General features: G+C 60.4%; 16 protein-coding genes. 11 read left to right on the top strand and 5 right to left on the bottom strand.

Annotated elements, in window-relative coordinates; genetic code table 11:
• Positions 1-32: 32 nt before the first annotated feature.
• On the bottom strand, positions 33-434 hold the full coding sequence (locus AACY02_RS00355) for a lysozyme inhibitor LprI family protein (RefSeq protein ID WP_339430273.1): 402 nt from the start codon (positions 432-434) through the stop codon (positions 33-35).
• Positions 435-668: 234 nt separating this feature from the next.
• Between AACY02_RS00355 and AACY02_RS00350 the strand changes: the two genes are divergently transcribed.
• The 6 genes from AACY02_RS00350 to etfB all read left to right on the top strand — a co-directional run bounded on the left by AACY02_RS00350 (position 669) and on the right by etfB (position 8,435).
• Complete coding sequence (locus AACY02_RS00350; protein ID WP_194935229.1) at positions 669-1,646, top strand: dipeptidase; 978 nt, start codon at positions 669-671, stop codon at positions 1,644-1,646.
• Between the two features lie 78 nt (positions 1,647-1,724).
• Complete coding sequence (locus AACY02_RS00345) at positions 1,725-2,255, top strand: DUF5943 domain-containing protein (protein WP_003194877.1); 531 nt, start codon at positions 1,725-1,727, stop codon at positions 2,253-2,255.
• 15 nt (positions 2,256-2,270) lie between these two features.
• Positions 2,271-4,331: a dimethylglycine demethylation protein DgcA gene (gene dgcA, locus AACY02_RS00340; protein ID WP_339430272.1), complete on the top strand. Its 2,061-nt coding sequence runs from the start codon at positions 2,271-2,273 to the stop codon at positions 4,329-4,331.
• A 154-nt stretch (positions 4,332-4,485) separates the two neighbouring features.
• Positions 4,486-6,435, top strand: coding sequence for a dimethylglycine demethylation protein DgcB (gene dgcB, locus AACY02_RS00335; protein WP_339430271.1), 1,950 nt, complete (start codon positions 4,486-4,488; stop codon positions 6,433-6,435).
• Positions 6,435-7,655, top strand: a complete 1,221-nt coding sequence (etfA, locus tag AACY02_RS00330) for an electron transfer flavoprotein subunit alpha (RefSeq protein ID WP_339430270.1) — start codon at positions 6,435-6,437, stop codon at positions 7,653-7,655. The genes dgcB and etfA overlap by 1 nt, the downstream gene beginning before the upstream one ends.
• 9 nt (positions 7,656-7,664) lie before the next feature.
• A complete protein-coding gene (etfB, locus tag AACY02_RS00325) occupies positions 7,665-8,435 on the top strand; it encodes an electron transfer flavoprotein subunit beta (RefSeq protein ID WP_339430269.1) in 771 nt (256 codons plus the stop codon).
• Between the two features lie 69 nt (positions 8,436-8,504).
• Here the strand turns inward: etfB and AACY02_RS00320 are convergent, their stop codons facing one another.
• Entirely contained in the window at positions 8,505-8,777 is a 273-nt protein-coding gene (locus tag AACY02_RS00320; RefSeq protein WP_339430268.1) for a hypothetical protein, read from the bottom strand.
• Between the two features lie 708 nt (positions 8,778-9,485).
• Between AACY02_RS00320 and AACY02_RS00315 the strand changes: the two genes are divergently transcribed.
• The 3 genes from AACY02_RS00315 to AACY02_RS00305 all read left to right on the top strand — a co-directional run bounded on the left by AACY02_RS00315 (position 9,486) and on the right by AACY02_RS00305 (position 16,241).
• A complete protein-coding gene (locus tag AACY02_RS00315; RefSeq protein ID WP_339430267.1) occupies positions 9,486-12,938 on the top strand; it encodes a GMC family oxidoreductase N-terminal domain-containing protein in 3,453 nt (1,150 codons plus the stop codon).
• A gap of 164 nt (positions 12,939-13,102) precedes the next feature.
• The gene (locus tag AACY02_RS00310) at positions 13,103-14,971 is read left to right on the top strand and encodes a c-type cytochrome (RefSeq protein WP_339430266.1); all 1,869 of its coding nucleotides are present in this window, start codon (positions 13,103-13,105) and stop codon (positions 14,969-14,971) included.
• A 25-nt stretch (positions 14,972-14,996) separates the two neighbouring features.
• Positions 14,997-16,241 (top strand): metallophosphoesterase family protein, encoded by a 1,245-nt coding sequence (locus tag AACY02_RS00305; RefSeq protein WP_339430265.1) that lies wholly within the window; start codon positions 14,997-14,999, stop codon positions 16,239-16,241.
• A 103-nt stretch (positions 16,242-16,344) separates the two neighbouring features.
• Here AACY02_RS00305 and gbcA read toward each other — a convergent pair whose 3' ends face one another.
• The gene (gbcA, locus tag AACY02_RS00300; RefSeq protein WP_339430264.1) at positions 16,345-17,640 is read right to left on the bottom strand and encodes a glycine-betaine demethylase subunit GbcA; all 1,296 of its coding nucleotides are present in this window, start codon (positions 17,638-17,640) and stop codon (positions 16,345-16,347) included.
• Positions 17,641-17,923: 283 nt separating this feature from the next.
• Here gbcA and gbcB point away from each other — a divergent pair, with 283 nt between their 5' ends.
• Positions 17,924-19,024, top strand: a complete 1,101-nt coding sequence (gene gbcB, locus AACY02_RS00295) for a glycine-betaine demethylase subunit GbcB (protein ID WP_221731160.1) — start codon at positions 17,924-17,926, stop codon at positions 19,022-19,024.
• Positions 19,025-19,144: 120 nt separating this feature from the next.
• Here gbcB and AACY02_RS00285 read toward each other — a convergent pair whose 3' ends face one another.
• Entirely contained in the window at positions 19,145-19,969 is an 825-nt protein-coding gene (locus AACY02_RS00285; protein WP_339430263.1) for an SDR family oxidoreductase, read from the bottom strand.
• Between the two features lie 123 nt (positions 19,970-20,092).
• Complete coding sequence (locus tag AACY02_RS00280; RefSeq protein WP_339430262.1) at positions 20,093-21,133, bottom strand: threonine aldolase family protein; 1,041 nt, start codon at positions 21,131-21,133, stop codon at positions 20,093-20,095.
• Between the two features lie 128 nt (positions 21,134-21,261).
• On the opposite strand from AACY02_RS00280, the gene AACY02_RS00275 reads away from it, so the two are divergent.
• Positions 21,262-21,972 (top strand): TraX family protein, encoded by a 711-nt coding sequence (locus AACY02_RS00275; protein WP_339430261.1) that lies wholly within the window; start codon positions 21,262-21,264, stop codon positions 21,970-21,972.
• Positions 21,973-22,011 lie beyond the last annotated feature (39 nt).

Here is a 22,011-nt window from a genome sequence, read left to right as displayed (position 1 = left end):
ACGTTTGTCGGCATGTTGCCGAACTTCCAGAATCACTCCTGCCCAATCGACTCCAGAAACTCCGACCGTTCATCACTCATCCGCGCCACGCAGTCATTTTGCGCAATCTTGAACGCCTTGCTGCCCGCCGTCGCCGGGAACGCCTCCACCGCGCAATCCGCATCCCGGGTCTTCAGCCACTGCTGCTGGGCGGTTTTGAGTTTGGCGGTGATGTCGGCCAGTTGCGCCGGATTCTTGCCGTACGCCGTTTGCATGCGTTCGGTAAGGCTGGCGTAGTTGTCCTTGAGCAGGTCTTCGGCGGTGGTGCGGCTGTAGGTCGAGCATTCCAGGGTCTGGATGTCGTTTTCGACGACGTCGCACGGGTTGTTGTCGGACTCTTCGGCGGCGTGTACGCCGGTCGCAATCAGGGCCAAAGCCAGGAAGATCGATTTCATTGATGTCGCCGCTCTTATCCAGTGGTGTTTGCAAGATGCGCCAGATTCTGGCTTAAGCGAGCAGGCTTGAACAGGTGGCCGTTCGGGGCGGTTAGTGACCCTTTGTCGCGGATTGACGCTTTCGGCAATTCCCCTGTCGTTTTTGCACCCGGTCGCCCCCGCACCGAGGCATATGCTGGCCCCAAAGCGCCGGCAGACGATTCGGCGCATGAATTGCCAATAAGGGGACGCCTGATGAGCCCAGCCGAATTACACGCCGACAGCATCGTTATCGACGGTCTGATCATTGCCAAATGGAACCGCGAGCTGTTCGAAGACATGCGCAAGGGCGGTCTGACGGCGGCCAACTGCACTGTGTCGGTGTGGGAAGGCTTTCAGGCGACCGTGAACAACATCGCTGCCAGCCAGAAGCTGATCCGCGAAAACAGTGACCTGGTGATGCCGGTGCGCACCACCGCCGACATCCGTCGCGCCAAAGAGCAGGGCAAGACCGGCATCCTGTTCGGCTTCCAGAATGCCCACGCCTTTGAAGACCAGATCGGCTATGTAGAGGTGTTCAAGCAGCTCGGCGTCGGCATCGTGCAGATGTGCTACAACACCCAGAACCTGGTCGGCACCGGTTGCTACGAGCGTGACGGCGGCCTGTCGGGTTTTGGTCGCGAGATCGTCGCCGAGATGAACCGCGTTGGCGTGATGTGCGACCTGTCCCACGTCGGTTCCAAGACCTCCGAGGAAGTCATCCTCGAATCGAAAAAACCGGTCTGCTATTCCCACTGCCTGCCGTCGGGGCTCAAAGAGCACCCGCGCAACAAGTCCGATGAAGAACTCAAGTTCATTGCCGACCACGGTGGTTTCGTCGGCGTGACCATGTTCGCGCCGTTCCTCGCCAAGGGCATCGATTCGACCATCGACGACTACGCCGAAGCCATCGAATACGTGATGAACATTGTCGGCGAAGATTCCATCGGTATCGGCACCGACTTCACTCAGGGCCATGGCCAGGACTTCTTCGAATACCTGACCCACGACAAGGGCTACGCCCGTCGTCTGACCAGCTTCGGCAAGATCATCAACCCGCTGGGCATCCGCACCGTCGGCGAGTTCCCGAACCTGACCGAAACCCTGCTCAAACGCGGCCACTCCGAGCGCGTGGTGCGCAAGATCATGGGCGAGAACTGGGTGAACGTCCTGAAGGACGTCTGGGGCGAATAAGCCACCGCACTTCTGAATCCTTTCCCTCGGCCGCCCGCGCCGAGGGCAACACACCAATTTTTCTGGAGTTAAGTTTCCATGGCCAAGATCGCCCCGCAATTGCCAATCGAAGTCGACAGCGAGACCGGTGTCTGGACCTCAGACGCCCTGCCAATGCTGTACGTGCCGCGCCACTTTTTCGTCAACAACCACATGGGCATCGAGGAAGTGCTGGGCGCCGACGCCTACGCCGAAATTCTCTACAAGGCCGGCTACAAATCCGCCTGGCACTGGTGTGAAAAAGAAGCTGAATGCCACGGCCTGGAAGGCGTCGCGGTGTTCGAACACTACATGAAACGCCTGTCGCAGCGCGGCTGGGGCCTGTTCAAGATCCAGGACATCGACCTCGACAAAGGCACCGCCAGCGTCAAGCTCGAACACTCGGCGTTCGTCTACGTCTACGGCAAGGTCGGGCGCAAGGTCGACTACATGTTCACCGGCTGGTTTGCCGGCGCCATGGATCAGATTCTGCAAGCCCGTGGCAGCAACATCCGCACCGTGGCCGAACAAGTCTACGGTGGCTCCGAAGAAGGCCACGATGACGGCCTGTTCACCGTCAAGCCGTTGTAAGTCGAGGAACCCGCCATGGCTTTCGAAGCAATGTTCCAGCCGATCCAGATCGGCAAACTGACCATCCGCAACCGCGTGCTCAGCACTGCGCACGCCGAGGTCTACGCGACTGACGGTGGCATGACCACCGACCGGTACGTCAAGTATTACGAAGAGAAAGCCAAGGGCGGCATCGGCCTGGCGATCTGTGGCGGTTCGTCCGTGGTCGCCATCGACAGCCCGCAGGAATGGTGGAGTTCGGTGAACCTGTCCACCGATCGCATCATTCCGCACTTCCAGAATCTGGCCGACGCCATGCACAAGCACGGCGCCAAGATCATGATCCAGATTACTCACATGGGTCGTCGCTCGCGTTGGGATGGCTTCAACTGGCCGACCCTGATGTCGCCATCGGGCATCCGTGAACCGGTGCACCGCGCGACCTGCAAAACCATCGAGCCGGAAGAAATCTGGCGGGTGATCGGCAACTATGCTCAGGCCGCGCGTCGGGCCAAGGCCGGTGGGCTTGACGGCGTTGAGCTGTCCGCCGTGCACCAGCACATGATTGACCAGTTCTGGAGCCCGCGCGTCAACAAGCGCACCGACGAATGGGGTGGCACCTTCGAAGGCCGGATGAAGTTCGGTCTGGAAGTCTTGAAAGCCGTGCGCGCCGAGGTCGGTGACGACTTCTGCGTGGGCATGCGTATCTGCGGTGACGAGTTCCACCCGGACGGCTTGTCCCACGAAGACATGAAGCAGATCGCCAAGTATTACGACGACACCGGCATGCTCGACTTTATCGGTGTGGTGGGCTCGGGTTGTGACACTCACAACACCCTGGCCAACGTGATCCCCAACATGAGTTATCCACCGGAGCCTTTCCTGCATCTGGCGGCCGGGATCAAGGAAGTGGTCAAGGTGCCAGTGCTCCACGCACAGAACATCAAGGACCCCAACCAGGCCACGCGGATTCTTGAGGGGGGTTACGTCGACATGGTCGGCATGACCCGTGCGCACATCGCTGACCCGCACCTGATCGCCAAGATCAAGATGGGCCAGATCGACCAGATCAAACAGTGCGTCGGCGCCAACTATTGCATCGATCGCCAGTATCAAGGTCTGGACGTGTTGTGTATCCAGAATGCTGCAACGTCCCGTGAATACATGGGCGTGCCCCACATCATCGAGAAATCCACCGGACCGAAACGCAAGGTTGTGGTGGTCGGTGCCGGCCCTGCCGGGATGGAAGCGGCGCGCGTGGCGGCCGAACGTGGCCACGACGTGACCCTGTTCGAGAAGAAGGAATTCATCGGCGGGCAGATCACTACGGCGTCGAAAGCGCCGCAACGTGACCAGATCGCCGGCATTACCCGCTGGTTCCAACTGGAACTGGCACGACTGAAAGTCGACCTGCGTCTGGGCACCGCTGCCGATGCAGCGGCCATCATGGACCTGCGTCCGGACGTGGTCGTACTGGCAGTGGGCGGGCATCCGTTCCTGGAGCAGAACGAACACTGGGGCGCCGCCGAAGGGCTGGTGGTCAGCAGTTGGGACGTGCTTGACGGCAAGGTTGCGCCGGGCAAGAACGTGCTGGTCTACGACACCATTTGCGAGTTCACCGGGATGTCGGTCGCCGACTTCCTCGCCGACAAGGGCAGCCAGGTCGAAATCGTCACCGACGACATCAAACCGGGCGTGGCCATCGGCGGTACGTCGTTCCCGACCTACTACCGCAGCATGTACCCGAAAGAAGTGATCATGACCGGCGACATGATGCTGGAGAAGGTCTACCGCGAAGGCGACAAACTCGTCGCGGTGCTGGAGAACGAATACACCGGTGCCAAAGAGGAGCGGGTGGTCGATCAGGTGGTGGTGGAAAACGGCGTACGTCCGGACGAGGAAATCTACTACGCGCTCAAAGAGGGCTCGCGCAACAAGGGGCAGATCGACGTCGAAGCGTTGTTCGCGATCCAGCCGCAGCCATCGCTGAGCACCACCGGTGACGGCTACTTGCTGTTCCGCATCGGCGATTGCGTGGCGCAGCGTAATACCCACGCCGCCATTTATGACGCCCTGCGGCTCTGCAAGGATTTCTGACGGCGAGCACAAAACCCTGTGGGAACGGGCTTGCTCGCGAATGCATTCTGTCAGTTCGACATGAGCTGACTGATCCAGCGCTTTCGCGAGCAAGCCCGCTCCCACATTAATGCAGACCGTGTTTCTCCAGGCTGTACTGGTGGGAGCTTCACCTATGTTGAACACCCTTCTTCCAATCCTGTTGTTCGCAGCCCTGGGCCTCGGTGTCCTCGGCGCGTTGCGGCGGGTAGCGATGTGGCGTCGTGGCCGGGCCTCTAAGGTCGACCTGATCGGCGGCCTGTTTGCCATGCCCAAGCGCTATATGGTCGATCTGCACCATGTGGTGGCGCGGGACAAATACATCGCCAACACCCACGTCGCCACGGCGGGTGGCGCGGTGGCGTCGATCGTGCTGGCGATTCTGGTACACGGTTTCGGCCTGCATAACCGCATTCTCGGGTATGCCTTGCTGCTGATGACGGCCGTGATGTTCGTCGGTGCGATCTTCGTTTACCTGCGTCGGCGCAATCCGCCGGCACGGTTGTCGAAAGGCCCGTGGATGCGCCTGCCGAAAAGCCTGCTGGCGTTCTCGGCGTCGTTCTTCCTGGTGACCTTGCCGGTGGCCGGGATTCTCCCGGAGAACTTCGGCGGCTGGATTTTGGCGGTGATTCTCGGCTTCGGTGTGCTGTGGGGTGTGTCGGAATTGTTCTTCGGCATGACCTGGGGCGGGCCGATGAAGCACGCCTTCGCCGGTGCCCTGCACCTGGCCTGGCACCGCCGCGCCGAGCGCTTTGGTGGTGGCCGTTCCACCGGTTTGAAGCCTCTGGATCTGAATGATCCAACTGCGCCACTGGGCGTGGAAAAACCCAAGGATTTCACCTGGAACCAGTTGCTCGGTTTCGACGCCTGCGTGCAGTGCGGCAAGTGCGAAGCAGCCTGTCCGGCCTTCGCCGCCGGCCAACCGCTGAACCCGAAAAAACTGATTCAGGACATGGTCGTCGGCCTTGCCGGCGGCACTGACGCCAAATTCGCTGGCAGCCCTTATCCGGGTAAACCGGTCGGCGAACACAGCGGCAATGCGCATCAACCGATCGTCAACGGTCTGGTCGATGCCGAAACCCTGTGGTCGTGCACCACCTGCCGCGCCTGCGTCGAGGAGTGCCCGATGATGATCGAGCACGTCGACGCCATCGTCGACATGCGCCGTCACCTTACGCTGGAAAAAGGCGCCACCCCGAACAAGGGCGCCGAAGTCCTGGAAAACCTGATCGCTACCGATAACCCCGGCGGTTTCGCTCCGGGCGGGCGGATGAACTGGGCGGCGGATCTGAACCTCAATCTGTTGAGCGACAAGACATCCACCGACGTGTTGTTCTGGGTCGGCGACGGTGCTTTCGACATGCGCAACCAGCGCACCTTGCGTGCGTTCGTCAAAGTGCTGAAAGCGGCCAGGGTCGACTTCGCGGTGTTGGGCCTGGAAGAGCGCGACAGCGGCGACGTGGCTCGGCGTTTAGGCGATGAAGCGACCTTCCAGTTGCTCGCCAAACGCAACATCCAGACCCTGGCCAAATACCGCTTCAACCGCATCGTCACCTGCGATCCGCACAGTTTCCATGTGCTGAAAAACGAATACGGCGCCTTCGATGGCAACTACCTCGTGCAGCATCACAGCACTTACATGGCCGAAATCATCCAGGCCGGCGCGCTCAACCTTGGTCAGCACAAAGGCAACAGCGTGACTTATCACGATCCGTGCTACCTGGGCCGCTACAACGGCGAGTACGAGGCGCCGCGTGAAGTGCTGCGTGCCCTCGGTATCGAAGTCAAAGAGATGCAACGTTCCGGCTTCCGTTCGCGTTGCTGCGGCGGCGGTGGCGGCGCGCCGATCACTGACATTCCGGGCAAACAGCGGATTCCCGACATGCGCATGGAAGACATCCGCGAAACCGGCGCCGAACTGGTGGCCGTGGGTTGTCCACAGTGCACGGCGATGCTCGAAGGCGTGGTCGAACCGCGTCCGTTGATCAAGGACATCGCCGAACTGGTGGCCGACGCGCTGCTCGAAGATGCCGCGCCAGGCAAGCCGACTACGCCGGCCAAACGTGAACCAGCGGAGGCCCACTGATGAGCGACATTATCCGCCGCGACCCACGCGCCGAATGGATTGCTCGTAACCGTCTGCACCCGCTGCACGCGGCCATGCAACCGGCGCAACATAGCTGGATGGGCCCAAACGGCGTCATCCGCAAGAACCTGCATGGCATCGGTTTTATCGGGCCGAACGGCCTCAAACGCATCGACCGCAGCGGCGCGCAGCAGGGCGGGGCGGTCAAACGTTCGGCCACGGTTGAAGTGCAATTGCCGCTGCACCAGGTACCGGCCCCGGCGTTCTACATCAGCGTGGTGCCGGACATGGTCGGCGGCCGTTTAAGCAGTCACGACCGCGACCTGCTTGGCCTCGCTCATCAATTGGCCGGCAACGACGGCGCGGTGCTGGCCGTGGTGTTTGGCGAACACAAGGAAAACACCTTCGCCACCGCGGGCGTCGATCGCTTGCTGGTGCTGGAAGGCGACCAGTTCAGCGGTTATGCACCGGAGCAACGGGTGCAGGGCTTGCGCGCTGTGGATAACCAGTTCAGTCCACGTCATTGGTTGTTGCCGGACAGCCGCACGGGTGGCGGCGAGCTCGGTCGGCGTTTTGCCGCCGCCTTGGGTGAGCGCCCGGCGACACGGGTGTGGCAGGTCAAGGATCAGGCGTGTATCGGCCGTGCCGGCGCAGGCCTGCAAGACCTGGCACGGCCGGTCGCACGCTTGATTCTGGCCTCGGCCGAATGTGCCGAACCGGTCAGCGAAACCCGTCATGAGGCCTTGCCGGTGGAGTTATCCACAACCGTTGCGCGCAGCCTGTCGCGCATCGAGGATCTGGGCGCGGTGGCGGTCGATCCGGCGGCGATTCCGATGGCCGAAGCGGAGTTCATCTTCTCTGGCGGCAACGGCGTCAAAGACTGGCAACTGTTCCACCAGACGGCCGCCGCCCTCGGCGCCACCGAAGGTGCATCACGGGTCGCGGTGGACGACGGCTTCATGGCGCGCGACCGCCAGGTCGGTGCGTCCGGCACCTGGGTTACGGCACGGGTTTACGTGGCCGTGGGGATTTCCGGGGCGATCCAGCACCTGCAGGGTATCGGCGCCTGCGACAAAGTGGTGGCGATCAACCTTGATCCCGGTTGCGACATGATCAAACGTGCCGACCTGTCGGTGATCGGCGAAAGCGCGCAGATTCTTCAGGCCTTGATCGCGGCGGTTGAGGCTTACCGCAACGACGCCAAGCGCGATGCGGCTTAAGGAACGGCTATGAACACAAAAATCATCAGTTTGGTTTCAATCGGCGCCCACCCGACCTCCGGCCGGCCACGCCGCGCCGAACAGGACGCACGCGCCGTGGAGCTGGGCCTGCAACTGGCTGGGGATAACCTGCAAGTGCTGCATGCCGGCGATGTTGCGGAACCGGCGTTGCGCGCCTATCTGGGCATGGGGCTTACACAGATGCATGTGCTGGAACAACCCGAGGGCGCCGATGCACTGCCCGCCCTGACCGCGTACCTGCGCGATGCCGGCGCGCAGGTGGTACTGACCGGCAGTCAGGCGGAAACCGGCGAAGGTTCGGGGATGTTGCCGTTTCTGCTGGCCGAGGGTTTGGGCTGGCCATTGGTGGTCGGGCTGGCGCAGGTCGAGTCGATCAATGACGGCTCGGCGCTGGTGCTGCAAGCCTTGCCCCGTGGGCAGCGGCGGCGGTTGAAGGTGAAGCTGCCGTTTCTGGCGACTGTGGATAACGCTGCACCGAAACCTCGGCAAAGCGCTTATGGTCCGGCGCGCCGTGGCGTGTTGAACGCCGAAGACGTGGAAGTGCTGGACGACGAACTGCTGGCCGTCGCCACGCTGCAACCGGCCAAGCCACGGCCCAAACGCTTGAAAGTGATCAAGGCCAAAAGCGGTGCGGACCGGATGAAAGCGGCCACGGCCAAGGCCAGTGGCGGTGGTGGGCAAGTATTGAAAGGCGTCACGGCGCAAGCCGGCGCCGAAGCCATTCTCAAACTCCTGATTGAAGAAGGCGTTGTCCGCTAGCCCCAATCTTCCAGACGCTGGCCCCCTGTGGGAGCGAGCAAGCCCGCTCCCACAGGGGGCCAGCGTTCGTCAAAAAATATTGTCTGCCTGGTGTTTACCCACAATCCCTGTTGGCGGATCTGTGGATAAGGTGTTCGCCCATCCCCACACCGCACGCCAATCAAGCCCTGCAGCCATTCGTTCAAAAAACAACCAGTCTAAGTTGCGGTTTTTTCTGGGTTTTTCCCCTGAATAACTCAGCGAGTTGCCCCCAATCTCTGTTTGCGCTTCTGTGGATAAGATGTTCGCTGTCCGCTGAAGCCTAAACAAACCGTGGCTTGCGAAGATTTGATCAAAAAACAATCAATTCATCCGATTCCACGTAGAACTGCCACGAAAGCCTCGAAATGACACAGCCTCCAGCGCTTTTCCACAGATCGGGCAAAGTTACCCCCGAACTCTGTTGGCGCTTCTGTGGATAACGTGTTCGCCATCCTCTGCAGGCCATGTGAAACGTGGTCTACAAGGATGTGATCAAAAAACGATCAATCTGACGCACAAACCGTGGTTCTGGATAAGTCACGATTTTTCTTCACAAATCAGACAGTTATTTTTCCAGTCATCCACAGTTGTCCCCATTTGCTGTGGGTGGCTGTGTGGATAACTTGTTCGCCAAACCCTGCAAGCCCCGCTGGCTATAGTCCAAATAGCAATTGATCAGATTTCATACAGGTCTAAGCCGTTGCCTTGACTTCGATCCGGCCCCTGTCTTCACTTTGATGGCACAAGGACAGCGACTACTTATCCACATCTGGTTCAGGGAGAACGCCTGATGGATAGCCATCCCCATCGATCAGCCCCCACCCCCCGCAAGTTCTGCGCGCCAGCGCCGCCTTCGTCGCGAAAGCGCTCGGCGCGTCTTGCTGCCCATCAACGCGCTCAGTTGTAGCCGTTAAATCCGCCCAAACCGATGTGCTGTCGCCGGGCTAGCCCGCAGGCCAGGTGCCCGTTCGCCCATTGATTGCAGGCAACCGCAGAGTTGCCCCATCTGCCTGAGAGAGGAACCACCACATGACACGGATCGCAACGCCCATCAGCGAGATCAAGGAACACTACGACGTCATTGTCATTGGCTCCGGTTATGGCGGCGGCATTGCTGCGTCACGCCTGTCCCGTGCCGGTAAGCGCGTGTGTTTGCTGGAGCGAGGCCGGGAAATCCAGCCCGGCGAATACCCCAACACCATGATTGCCGCGACCGAAGAGTTGCAGGTGCACGACCCCGACGGGCATATCGGTTCGCGCACCGGGCTGTTCGACCTGCACGTCAACGCCCAGCAGAACGTGGTGGTCGGTTGTGGATTGGGCGGCACGTCGCTGATCAACGCCAATGTCTCGCTGGAGCCGGAGCCCGGCGTGTTCGATGATCCGCGCTGGCCACAGGCAGTGCGTGAACACCGCGACACGCTGCTCAAGGACGGCTACGCCCGTGCCCGGGAAATGCTCAAACCCAATCCTTATCCGGACACTGCACCCAATCTGCCCAAACTCGACGCCAACAAAAAGTCCGCGGAGTACCTCAAGCAAGGCGCGCATTTCTACAAGCCGCCGATCAACGTGACCTTCGACAAACTGCCGAACAACCTCAACCACGTCGGCGTCGAACAACTGCCGTGCAACCACTGTGGCGATTGCGTCTCGGGCTGTAACAACAAGGCCAAGAACACCACGCTGATGAACTATCTGCCGGACGCCTGGAACCACGGCGCGGAGATTTTCTGTCAGGCCCAAGTGCGACACCTGGAGCGTGACGGCGATGGCTGGATCGTGCACTTCCAGTATCTGGACAGCGGTCGCGAGAAGTTCTCGGCGCCGACGCTGTTCGTGAAGGCCGACATTGTGGTGGTCTCCGCCGGCACGCTGGGCTCCACCGAGATTCTTTTGCGCTCCCGGGACAAAGGCCTGGTGATGTCCGGCCAGCTCGGCGAGAACATGAGCGGCAATGGCGACATCCTGGGCTTCGGCCACAACTGCGAGCAGACCATCAACGGCATCGGTTTCGGCGCGCATCCGGCCAAGGAGTTGCACCCGGTCGGCCCGTGCATCACCTCGATCATCGACATGCGCACCGAGGGCGACTGGCGCAGCCGCATGGTCATTGAGGAAGGCTCGATCCCCGGCGCTCTTGGTCGGCCAATGGTGCCAAGCATGGCCGGGTTCGCCGAGATGATCGGCAAGGCCACCGACGACCGCTTCAGCGCCAAGTTGAAATACAAGGAGCGCGAGGCCGAAAGCTTCCTGCGCGGCCCGTATTACGGCGCGCTGCACAACATGCAGACCTACCTGATCATGAGCCACGACAGTGGCCAGGGGCGGATGGTGCTGGATAACAAGGATCAGTTGCGCATCGACTGGCCAGGCGTCGGCGAACAGGAAAACTTCAAACTCGGCAATGATCGGCTGTATCAGAGCACCAAGGCGCTGGGCGGCGTCTGGGTGGAGAATCCGATCTGGACCAAGCTGCTCAAGCACAGCATCGTCTCGGTGCATCCACTGGGCGGTTGCGTGATGGGCGAGGACGCCGGGCAAGGCGTGGTCAACCACAAGGGCCAGGTGTTCAGCGGTGCTAGTGGCACCGACGTGTACGCCAATCTGTACGTGACTGACGGTGCGGTGATTCCGACCTCGCTGGCGGTCAATCCGCTGCTGACCATCTCCGCCGTCAGTGAACGCAATATGGGCTTGCTCGCCGCTGACCGTGGCTGGCAGATCGATTACACGCTGCCATCCGCACCGAGCAAACAGGTGGCGCCGCCGACCCTTGGCGTGCAGTTTACCGAAACCATGAAGGGCTATTTCTCCCGGGCGTTCACTGCTGCGCAAAGCACCGATCTGAAAGTCTATGAAGCGGCGGCCAAACGCGGCGAGGCAGACAATTCGCCGATCGACTTCACCCTGACCATCACCGCCAACGACCTCAACCGGATGATCAAGGAGCCGGAACACGCCGCGACCATTGTCGGTACGGTCAATGCCTCGGCGCTGTCGCCACAGCCGCTGACCGCCAGCAACGGCGTGTTCAACCTGTTCGAACAATTCGAGGAGCAGGTCGATACGCGCCACATGAAGTACGACATGAAACTGACCGCCGAGGACGGCAGTGACTATTTCTTCAGCGCGTTCAAAACCGTGCCGGAAGACAACGGCGTGCTGAACATCTGGCACGACACCAGCACCCTCTATGTGACGTTGTATCGCGGGCCTGACAAGTCGGGCGAGGTGATCGGCTGCGGGGTGATGCACATTCATCCGACCGATTTCGCCAAGCAGATGACCACCATGAAAGTGCTCAACGCGCGCAACGAGCGCGAGCGCATTGAAGGGCTGGCGCGCTTTGGCAAGTTCTTCGCAGGCATTCTCTGGGAGAGTTATGGCGGGGTGTTTGCCGGTGATATCTACTTCAACCCCGACGCGCCACCACGGCTGAAACGGCCGCTGGATGCGCCATCCCCGGCGGTGCATTTCTTCCCCACCGAGGATGGCGTCGAACTGCGCCTGACTCGCTATCAGGCCGGCAGTAAAGGCCCGGTAATGCTGGTGCATGGTTTGGGTGTGGGTTCGAACATCTTTTCCACCGACACCATTCAGACCAACCTGCTCGAATACCTGTGCAAGCACGATTACGACGTCTGGCTGCTGGATTTTCGCGTGAGCATTCTGCTGCCGGCGAGCAAGAAGGAATGGAACGGCGACCAGATCGCCCAGTACGACTTCAAGGCTGCGATTGCGCAGATTCAACAGCAAACCGCTGCCAAAGACGTGCAATGCGTGGTGCATTGCTATGGCGCGACGACGTTTTTCATGTCGCTGCTGGCCGGGTTGCAGGGTGTGCGCTCGGTGGTCTGTTCGCAGATTGCCGCCGACACGGTGGTTGCCACCGCAACGGGGTTGAAGGCCGGGCTGCACCTGCCGGGAATGCTTGACGCCGTCGGCATCAAATCGATGACGGCTTACGCCGACAGCAAGGAGAACTGGTTCAACAGGCTCTACGACAAGGCCCTCAACGGCTACGCACGGATCGAAGCCCAGGGCTATTGCACCAACCCGGTGTGCCACCGCATCACCTTTATGTACGCGTCGCTGTACCGCCACGACACCCTCAACGAAACCCTGCACGACAACCTGCACGAACTGTTCGGCGAATCGAATATCGAGACTTTCGAGCATCTGGCGCTGATCGTGCGCAAAGGGCATCTGGTGGATTTCAAAGGCAACGATGTGTACATGCCGCACTTTGATCGGTTGACCATGCCGATCTGCTTTATCAGCGGTGCCGACAACCAGTGTTATCTACCGCAAAGCACGCTCAAGACCTATCAGCGCTTGTGTGACCTGCACGGGCCGGATCGCTATAGCCGGCAGGTCGTGCCGGGCTACGGCCACATCGACTGCATGTTCGGCAAGAACGCGGTGGTTGATGTGTATCCGATCATCCTTGAACACCTGGAGAAGACCGCACTCGGTTGACTTGACACCGAGTCGCCCCGTTCGCGAGCAAGCCCGCTCCCACAGGGTTTTGTGTCAGGCACAAGACCAGTGGGTATCCCCCATCCATTGTGGGAGCGGGCTCGCTCGCGAAAGGGGTAGGTCAGGCACTACATCTCTTGGGTCTGTACAAGGAAATGGATGACATGGACACCTACATCCGCTGGTTTCAACGCTTCATCTGGCTAGGCATTGCGATGAACATGGTGTTCGCGATCCCCGCGCTGTTCGCGCCGGGATTGCTGACATCGGTGGTCGGCTTGCCGCCGCAACTCTCCGATCCGTGGCTGGAAAACGCCGGGATGCTGTTGGTGGGCATCAGCGTGTTTTACATGCCGTCGGGGTTCAACGCGTCGCGTTACGTGGTGCATTCCTGGCTGTGCGTGCTGACACGGCTGATCGCCGTGGTGTTCTGGATTTACCTGATCAACACCAGCACTCAGGGCTCGGTGTTTGTGCCGATGCTGATGGGCGATCTGAGTTTTTTCCTGATCCTCGGCATTTTGCTGTATCTGGGCACCACGCCTGAGAATCGACCGCTGGCACTGCTCTGCGAGGGCTGGCGCCAATGGCGCGCCGCGTGGTCGCGACATTGGCAAAGCCACAGCTTCAAGGTCGGCACCTTGGTGGTCGTGGTTTTACTGGGTTTCATCGGTTACGAAACCTGGTACCAGATGCTGCGTGTGGTGCCGGAGCAGGAATACGCCTCCGACGAGGACCACTACAAATACGCCGCCATCGGCCTCGGCATCGAAGCACGAATCCCCTATTACCTGTTCGCCGTGCTGCCGCAGATGTGCCCTGAGAAAATGCCCAAGCCCGGTGGCTGGGAAGTCTTCGGTTTCCTCTTCGAGAACGGTAAGGACCTGCCCATCGGCATGGCAAAAAGGCAAATCGGCTACCCGACCGTCGAGCCCAATTGCGCGCTGTGCCACACCGGCTCTTACCGCGCCAATGCCAGCGACGTCGCCGTCAATGTGCCCAGTGCGCCGGCCAATACCTTGCAACTGCAAGCGTTCCAGTGGTTTGCCTACGATTGCGCCAGCGATCCGACATTCACTACCGACGCGGTGATGGCGGCGATCAACAGCAAATTCCAGCTGGGCTTTTTCGAGAAGCTCTACAACCGTTACCTGATCATGCCGATGGCGAAAAGCGCCTTGCTCAAGCAGAAGCAGGCCTACGCCTGGCAGAAGCTGCGCCCGCAGCAAGGGCCGGGGCGCACCGATACGTTCAACCCGACGAAAATGGTGGTGTTCGGCTTCCCGGATGACTCGACCATCGGCACTGTCGACCTGCCGCAAGTGTGGAACCAGAAACCACGCGAATCGATGTACCTGCATTGGGACGGCAATAACAACAAGATCCACGAACGCAACTACGCTGCCGCGATGGCCGTGGGTGCGACGCCGGAATCGGTACTGCCACCCAGTTTCAACCGCGTGACCAACTGGCTGCTCGGGCACAAGGCCCCGGCGTGGCCGTGGGCGCTGGATCAGGCCAAGGTCGCGCAGGGCAAACCGGTCTGGGAGGCGAACTGTGCCGGTTGCCATGACTTCGGCCGTGCCGACACGGGTCAGGTCACCACCAACATCGATCAGCTCGGCACTGATCCGCATCGGCTGGACTCGTTCACCACCGGTCTGGTGGCGGCGTTCCACACCTTCAAGAAACCGCCGTTCGACTTCGGCGCCTATCGCAAAACCCAGAGTTACAGCAACACGCCCACCGACGGTATCTGGCTGCGCGCGCCGTACCTGCACAACGGCTCGGTGCCGACCCTGTGGGACTTGCTGCAACCGCCGGAAAAACGTCCGCAGGTGTTCATCACCGGTTCCGACATTTACGACCCGGTCAACGTCGGTTTTGTCACCAGCGGCGCGCAGGCCAAGGCCTCGGCGGACTTCAAGTACGACACGCGGCTGGAGGGCAACCACAACAGCGGTCACCTGTATGGCACGACGCTGTCGGACGACGACAAGCGTGCGTTGATCGAATTCATGAAAACCCTGTAAGCCCTTACGGAGAGAGGATTACGCCATGTCACTGGTCAGTCATTGGGAACACGAGTACGACAAGGTCAAAGTACGCATTCACGGCTTGGTCACCCGCATGGAAATGGCCTGGATGAAGCTCGTCAGCGAGCTTGAGCCGCATGAGTTCGAGGCCATCATCAAGCTGCTCCAGCGGGGGCACGATCAGGCGCAGTACGTGCTGAAAAACGGCGAGTTGCCGGACGACGAACCGGGCGTGCCCTGGGAGCTGTCTCACGGCTTGTCGATCTTGCGCATCGGCAACGCCGCGCCGTTGCCGCAGTCGAGCGACCAACTGCAAACCCGGGTGCTCAAGGATGGCAGCCTGCTCGGTTGTCGCAAGTGGGAACTGCTCGATCTGCTGTGGAGCGAGGCGCTGCTCAAGTGGATCGAAAACCTGCGTCATCACGCGACATTCGGCACCGATCCGGCGTTAGTGCAGATGGAGCGCGACGTGACCCTGGCGATTGCCGGCGACTGGGGCACCGGCCCCTTTGACAGCCACGCGCCGGCGGTGTCGGTGGCCAACCAGATGCAACTGGCCCAGGCCGATTTCACCATCCATCTGGGCGATGTGTATTACGCCGGCAGCCACTCGCAGGAAGACGTCGACATGGCCGGATGGCCGATGGGCACTCATGGCTCATTCACCCTCAATTCCAACCACGAGATGTACAGCGGCGCCCACGGCTACTTCAAGGAACTCGCCAAGCGTTTTGCGGGGCAGCAGGGCACCAGTTATTTTGCCTTGATCAACGATGACTGGCTGGTGGTCGGGCTCGACTCGGCGTACGCGTCTGAGGCATTGAATCTTTATATGGACGGCACCTTGAACGAGCCGCAAATCCAGTGGATGAAAGGCTTGCCGAAACGCAAAAAAATCATGGTGCTCAGCCATCATCAGGGTTTCGATATTACCGGGCACAACAAGACCGCGCTGTATCAACCGGTGTGCGATGCGCTGGGGCGTGAACCGGATTATTGGTATTGGGGGCATTTGCACAACGGCATCGTCTACGCGCAGCAGGGCGGTTTGAAGGCGCGATGTGCCGGGCACGGAGCGATTCCTTATGGCAACGCCAGTGAACTGGACGGGCATTCTCGGGTGTTGTGGTCGGAGACTCAGGATGCGAACGATCCGGCGTATCCGCTGCGGGTGTTGAATGGGTACGCGAAAATCAGGCTGGTGGGGGAGGATATTTTTGAGGAGTTTATTGGTGAGGATGGCAGTGTGAGGTGGTCATCGAAGTGATGAGGTGACTGGGCCGGCCTCTTCGCGAGCAAGCCCGCTCCCACAGGTGGAATGCATTCCAAATGTGGGAGCGGGCTTGCTCGCGAAGCTTTTGCCTCTGATCTTAGCCCTGAACCGGCACGCCCTTGAGGTACGGCGCGGGCTCGGCGCCGAGGTTGCTCAGCATGCGCTCGCTGTACCAATCGACGAAGTTGACCACACCAAACTCATACGTCTTGGAGTACGGCCCAGGCTGATACGCGGTGGAGTTGATCCCGCGCTGGTTCTCTTCGGCCAGACGGCGGTCCTGATCGTTGGTCGCGTCCCACACCTGACGCATGCGCTCGACGTCGTAATCGACGCCTTCGACCGCGTCCTTGTGCACCAGCCACTTGGTGGTGACCATGGTTTCCTGGGCGCTGATCGGCCACACGGTAAAGACGATGATGTGATCGCCCATGCAGTGGTTCCACGAGTGTGGCAGGTGCAGGATGCGCATCGAACCCAGATCCGGGTTCTTGATCCGGCCCATCAGTTTGGCGCAGCCCTGTTTGCCGTCGAGGGTCATCGACACGGTGCCCTTGAGCAGCGGCATGCGCACGATGCGGTTACGCAGACCGAAACTGGCGTGGGCGTAAGGGATCTTCTCGGCTTCCCAGGCAGCGGCGGAGGCTGCGACGTGATCCTTGAACGCCTGATCGGCGCGTGGGTCGGTGACGTCGTCCCATTCGAGCAGGGTTTTCAGCAATTCGGGGTGCGACGCGTTGCAGTGGTAGCACTCGCGGTTGTTTTCCAGCACCAGTTTCCAGTTGGCTTTCTCCATCAAGGTGGTGGTGATCGCCACCTTGGTGTTCTCCATGTCGTACGGTTCCATGTAATGGTTCAGCGTCGACAGGAAGTCATCGATGGCCGGCGGGTTTTCCGCCAGGCTGATAAAGATGTAACCGCCGGCCGTCTTCACGTTCACCGGTTTGAGGCCGTACTGCTTCATGTCGAAGTCGGCGCCCATTTCGGTGCCGGCGAACAGCAGGCGACCGTCCAGCTCATAGGTCCACTGGTGGTAGTGGCAGACCAGTTTGGCCACCTTGCCCTTTTCGCTGGTGCACAGGCGCGAGCCACGGTGGCGGCAGACGTTGTGGAAGGCATGCACCACGCCTTCGGCGCCACGAATGACGATGATCGGGTTCTTGCCGACCTGCAGGGTCAGGTAGTTGCCCTTGGCCGGAATTTCGCAGGTCATGCCAGCGATCAACCACTCTTTCTGGAAGATTTCCTGCATGTCGATATCGAACAGCCGTTCGTCGCTGTAGAACGGTTGTGGCAGCGAAAAGGTGCGCTCGCGCTCCTGCAACATCTGTGCGGTGGCCTTGCGTGCGGGTTCCAGTGGATCGCCCAAGCTCAGGGTAGTGGTGACGTCCATCGATATGTTCCTCATGGCCATCAGGGTGGCCGGCGAATAGTGGCTGATACGGTTACATCGCAAGGCGCAGAAAATCTGTGTTGATGTGGCGCTGAGTGTGGGCCCGGCGCAGGGCGCAACCTTATCCATGGGCGACATGGCGCAATCTGTTCCCGACGTGTATCCCCCAGTGATAGGGGGCTGGTTGCCATAAGTATGTCAATGTCGCGGATAGGTAAACGGGACCTCTGCGCTATACGCAGAATCGCCACATGAAGGCCGACAGTCGGCCGTGGAGAACAGCATGTCCAACAGCTTCCTGAATCCGGTCACCACCCAGACCTGGGCCAATGGCCGACACATCGTCCGTTGCGTCAAAGTCATCCAGGAAACCTGGGACGTGCGCACCTTCTGCTTCATGGCCGATCAGCCGATCCTGTTCTTCTTCAAGCCCGGGCAGTTCGTGACCCTGGAGCTGGAAATCGAAGGCCAGCCGATCATGCGCTCGTACACCATTTCCAGTTCGCCGTCGGTGCCTTACAGCTTCTCGGTGACCATCAAACGGGTGCCGGGCGGCAAAGTCTCGAACTGGCTGCACGACAACCTGCATGAAGGCCAGGAACTGGCGGTGCACGGGCCGGTCGGTCTGTTCAACGCCATCGACTTTCCGGGCCCCAAAGTGCTTTACCTCAGCGGCGGCGTCGGTATCACCCCGGTGATGTCGATGGCGCGCTGGTTCTATGACACCAACGCCAACGTCGACATGACGTTTATCCACAGCGCCCGTTCGCCCAAAGACATCATTTACCACCGCGAGCTGGAGCACATGGCGTCGCGGATCGACAACTTCAGTTTGCACCTGATCTGCGAGAAGCATGGTCTGGGCGAACCGTGGGCCGGGTATCGCGGTTATCTGAACCACAAGATGCTCGAACTGATGGTCCCGGACTTCCTTGAGCGTGAGGTGTTCTGCTGCGGCCCGACGCCGTACATGAGCGCGGTCAAGCGCTTGCTGGAAGCGGCCGGTTACGACATGGCGCGTTATCACGAGGAATCCTTCGGCGCCACGCCACCCGAGGCCCGCGCCGACGCAGTGGAGCAGGCCGAACAAGCTGCGGATGCACCGGAAATCGATGTGGCAGACCTGCATCAGGTGGAATTCACCGCGTCGGGCAAGAGCATTCGCGTGGCGCCGGGCGAAACCGTGCACGCAGCGGCGGCCAAGCTTGGGCTGATGATTCCGAAAGCCTGCGGCATGGGGATTTGCGGGACGTGCAAGGTCATGAAGCTGGGCGGCGAAGTCGAGATGGACCACAACGGCGGGATTACCGAGGAAGACGAGGCCGAAGGGTTTATCTTGTCGTGCTGCAGCGTGCCCAAAGGCGACGTGCGGATCGAATTCTAGATTTCACCGCAGTACAAATGTGGAAGCGGGCTTGCTCGCGAATGCGGTATGTCATTCAACACTGATGTTGACTGATTTGACGCCTTCGCGAGCAAGCCCGCTCCCACAGCGGAGGGTGTTTCAATCCACGAACAGGTCGGGCATCAAAGCGGCGTCGCTGTCCGGCTCGAAACGGTAGTGGTCGAATTCAGTCGCGCCGTGCTCGCGCAAAATCTCTTCATCAATCAACAACCGCCCGCTGATCTGGCGTCCGCGGCTACTCAAAATCACATGCGCTGCATCCGCCATGATCGCCGGCGTGCGCGCATGCTTGAACGACTCGCGACTGCCCAGCTGAAATTCGATGGCCGCCGTGGCGATCATGGTCTGCGGCCACAGCGAATTGACGCTGATGCCGTCATTGGCGAATTCCTCACTCATGCCCAGCGTCAGCATGCTCATGCCGTATTTGGTCACGGTGTAGGGGCTGTATTGGGCGAACCACTTGCTCGCCAGATTCAGCGGCGGTGACAGATTGAGAATGTGTCCGGCGGATTTTTTCAGATAGGGCAGGGCGGCCTGGCTGCACAACAGCACCGCGCGGGTGTTGATCTGGTGCATCAGGTCGAACCGCTTGAGCTCGATGTGTCGCACGCCGGTCAACTTGATCGCCCCGGCGTTGTTCACCAGTGCATCGATCCCACCGAAATGCTCATTCGCCTGAGCCAGCGCCTGTCGCACTGCGGTTTCGTCGCGGACATCGACTTGCAGTGCCAATGCCTTGCCGCCAGCAGCCTCGACTTGCGCGGCGACGCTATGAATGGTGCCGGGCAACTTGGCGTGGGGTTCGGCGCTCTTGGCGGCGATGACGATGTTGGCCCCGTCCCTGGCTGCCCGCAGCGCAATCTCACGGCCAATGCCACGGCTGGCGCCGGTGATGAACAGGGTTTTGCCTTGTAGCGACATGCCGATGCTCCTGCTTATTGTTGTGTGAGCGGAGGCTCGACAGACAATGTAGACCAAGCAGCAAGCGCGAGAGCGTTGCTCGTTCCATGCTTTGCGTGGGAACGAGCAGTGCGGGGAGAGGCGTTAGTGGGACATGACTTCGCGGATGTCGCGGGCCAGCTCACGCACGCGCTCTTCTTCGGTGTCCCACGAGCACATGAAGCGTGCCCCGCCCTTGCCGATGAAGGTGTAGAAACGCCAGTTTTTTGCGGTCAACGCCGCAATTGCCGGTTCCGACAGTTGCAGGAACACGCCGTTGGCCTGCACCGGGAACATCAACTCCACGCCGGGAATATCGCTGACCAGTTCGGCCAGCAACTGCGCGCAGTGGTTGGCGTGGCGGGCGTATTTGAGCCAGGCGTCGTTTTCGAGGATGCCGACCCACGGCGCCGACAAAAAGCGCATTTTCGAGGCCAGTTGTCCGGCCTGTTTGCAGCGGTAATCGAAGTCTTCAGCGAGTTTGTGGTTGAAGAACAGAATCGCCTCACCCACGGCCATGCCGTTTTTCGTGCCGCCGAAGCACAGCACATCCACACCGGCCTTCCAGGTCAGATCCGCCGGCGAGCAGCCGAGGAAGGCGCAGGCGTTGGAGAAGCGTGCGCCGTCCATGTGCAGGTGCAGGCCCAGTTCTTTGCAAGTCGCGCTGATGGCGCGGACTTCTTGCGGGGTGTAGACGCTGCCGACTTCGGTGGCTTGGGTCAGTGTGACCACGCGCGGTTTGGGGTAGTGAATGTCCTGGCGCTTGAGCGCAACTTCGCGGATCGATTCCGGCGTGATCTTGCCGTTTTCGGTACGGGCGATCAGCAGTTTCGAGCCGTTGGAGAAGAATTCCGGGGCGCCGCATTCGTCGGTTTCGACGTGGGCGGTTTCCGAGCAGATCACGCTGTGGTAACTCTGGCACAGCGACGACAGCGCCAGCGAGTTGGCGGCGGTACCGTTGAAGGCGAAGAACACTTCGCAGTCGGTTTCGAACAGATTGCGGAAATGGTCGGCGGCTCGCGCTGTCCATTCATCGTCGCCGTAAGCGCGTTGGTGGCCGTGGTTGGCCTGTTCCATGGCAGCCCAGGCTTCAGGGCAGATACCGGAATAGTTGTCGCTGGCGAATTGTTGGCTCTTGTCGGTCATGGCCGGCTTCCGTGATCGAAGCGCTTTTGACGCTTCGTTGGTCAATGAGGGTTGCGCACTTTACCGAAGATCATCCGGGGAGCACACGGGATGTCGCTGTCAGAACTTTACAAGGACACGGGCCGATTATGCACCTGAGTCAACGTGACGGCGCGCTGGATCTGCTCAAGTGGTTAGCGCTTGCAAGCATGCTGCTCGATCATCTGCGATATGTCGGGATCAGCGTCGATTGGCTTTACGTGCCGGGGCGGCTGGCGTTTGCGTGGTTCTGTCTGGCGATGGCGGCGAATCTTTCCCGTGATGGCATGCGCAAGATCGAGTGGCGTTATCTGGGGTGGTTGGTGTTGTTCAGTGCCGTCAGTGAAATTCCGTATCGCTTGTACATGCCTGACCCCGACACGTTGAACGTTATGCCTACGTTGGCATTAGGGCTGCTGGTGGCGCGGGGCTGGCAGGATGGAACACGGGTTTGGCGACTGGTCGGTGTCGCGGCTGTGCTGCTGGCCGCGGTGTTTTGCGAGCGACTGATGTTTGGCATTTTTGGGGTGTTGCTGCCATTGGCGACACTGCTGGTGATCCGCCGTGAGTGGTATTTCAGCCTGTTGCCGGGGCTGGTGTGTCTGGCGGCGAATCAGTGGCGGGTGCTTTTCGAGTCGGCGCAATTGGGCAATGAAGTAGCGATCTTCGGCCTTATCACTTGTCTGATTGCGCCACTGCTTGGCCTGTTCCTGTTGCGACAGACCCGGTCGCTTCATCCGCCACCCATGCGCCGCTGGGCTTACGCCCTCTATCCTGCGCATTTTCTTCTGTTGCTCGCCATTCGTGCGGCCTACACATAACCCCTGTGGGGGCTGTGCAGGTTTGAGGATAGTGTTTTC

Origin of the sequence: Pseudomonas sp. EA_65y_Pfl2_P78 (assembly GCF_963970495.1) — a bacterium.
GTDB classification, from domain to species: domain Bacteria; phylum Pseudomonadota; class Gammaproteobacteria; order Pseudomonadales; family Pseudomonadaceae; genus Aquipseudomonas; species Aquipseudomonas baetica_A.
This window is presented reverse-complemented; position numbering and strand designations above follow the sequence as displayed.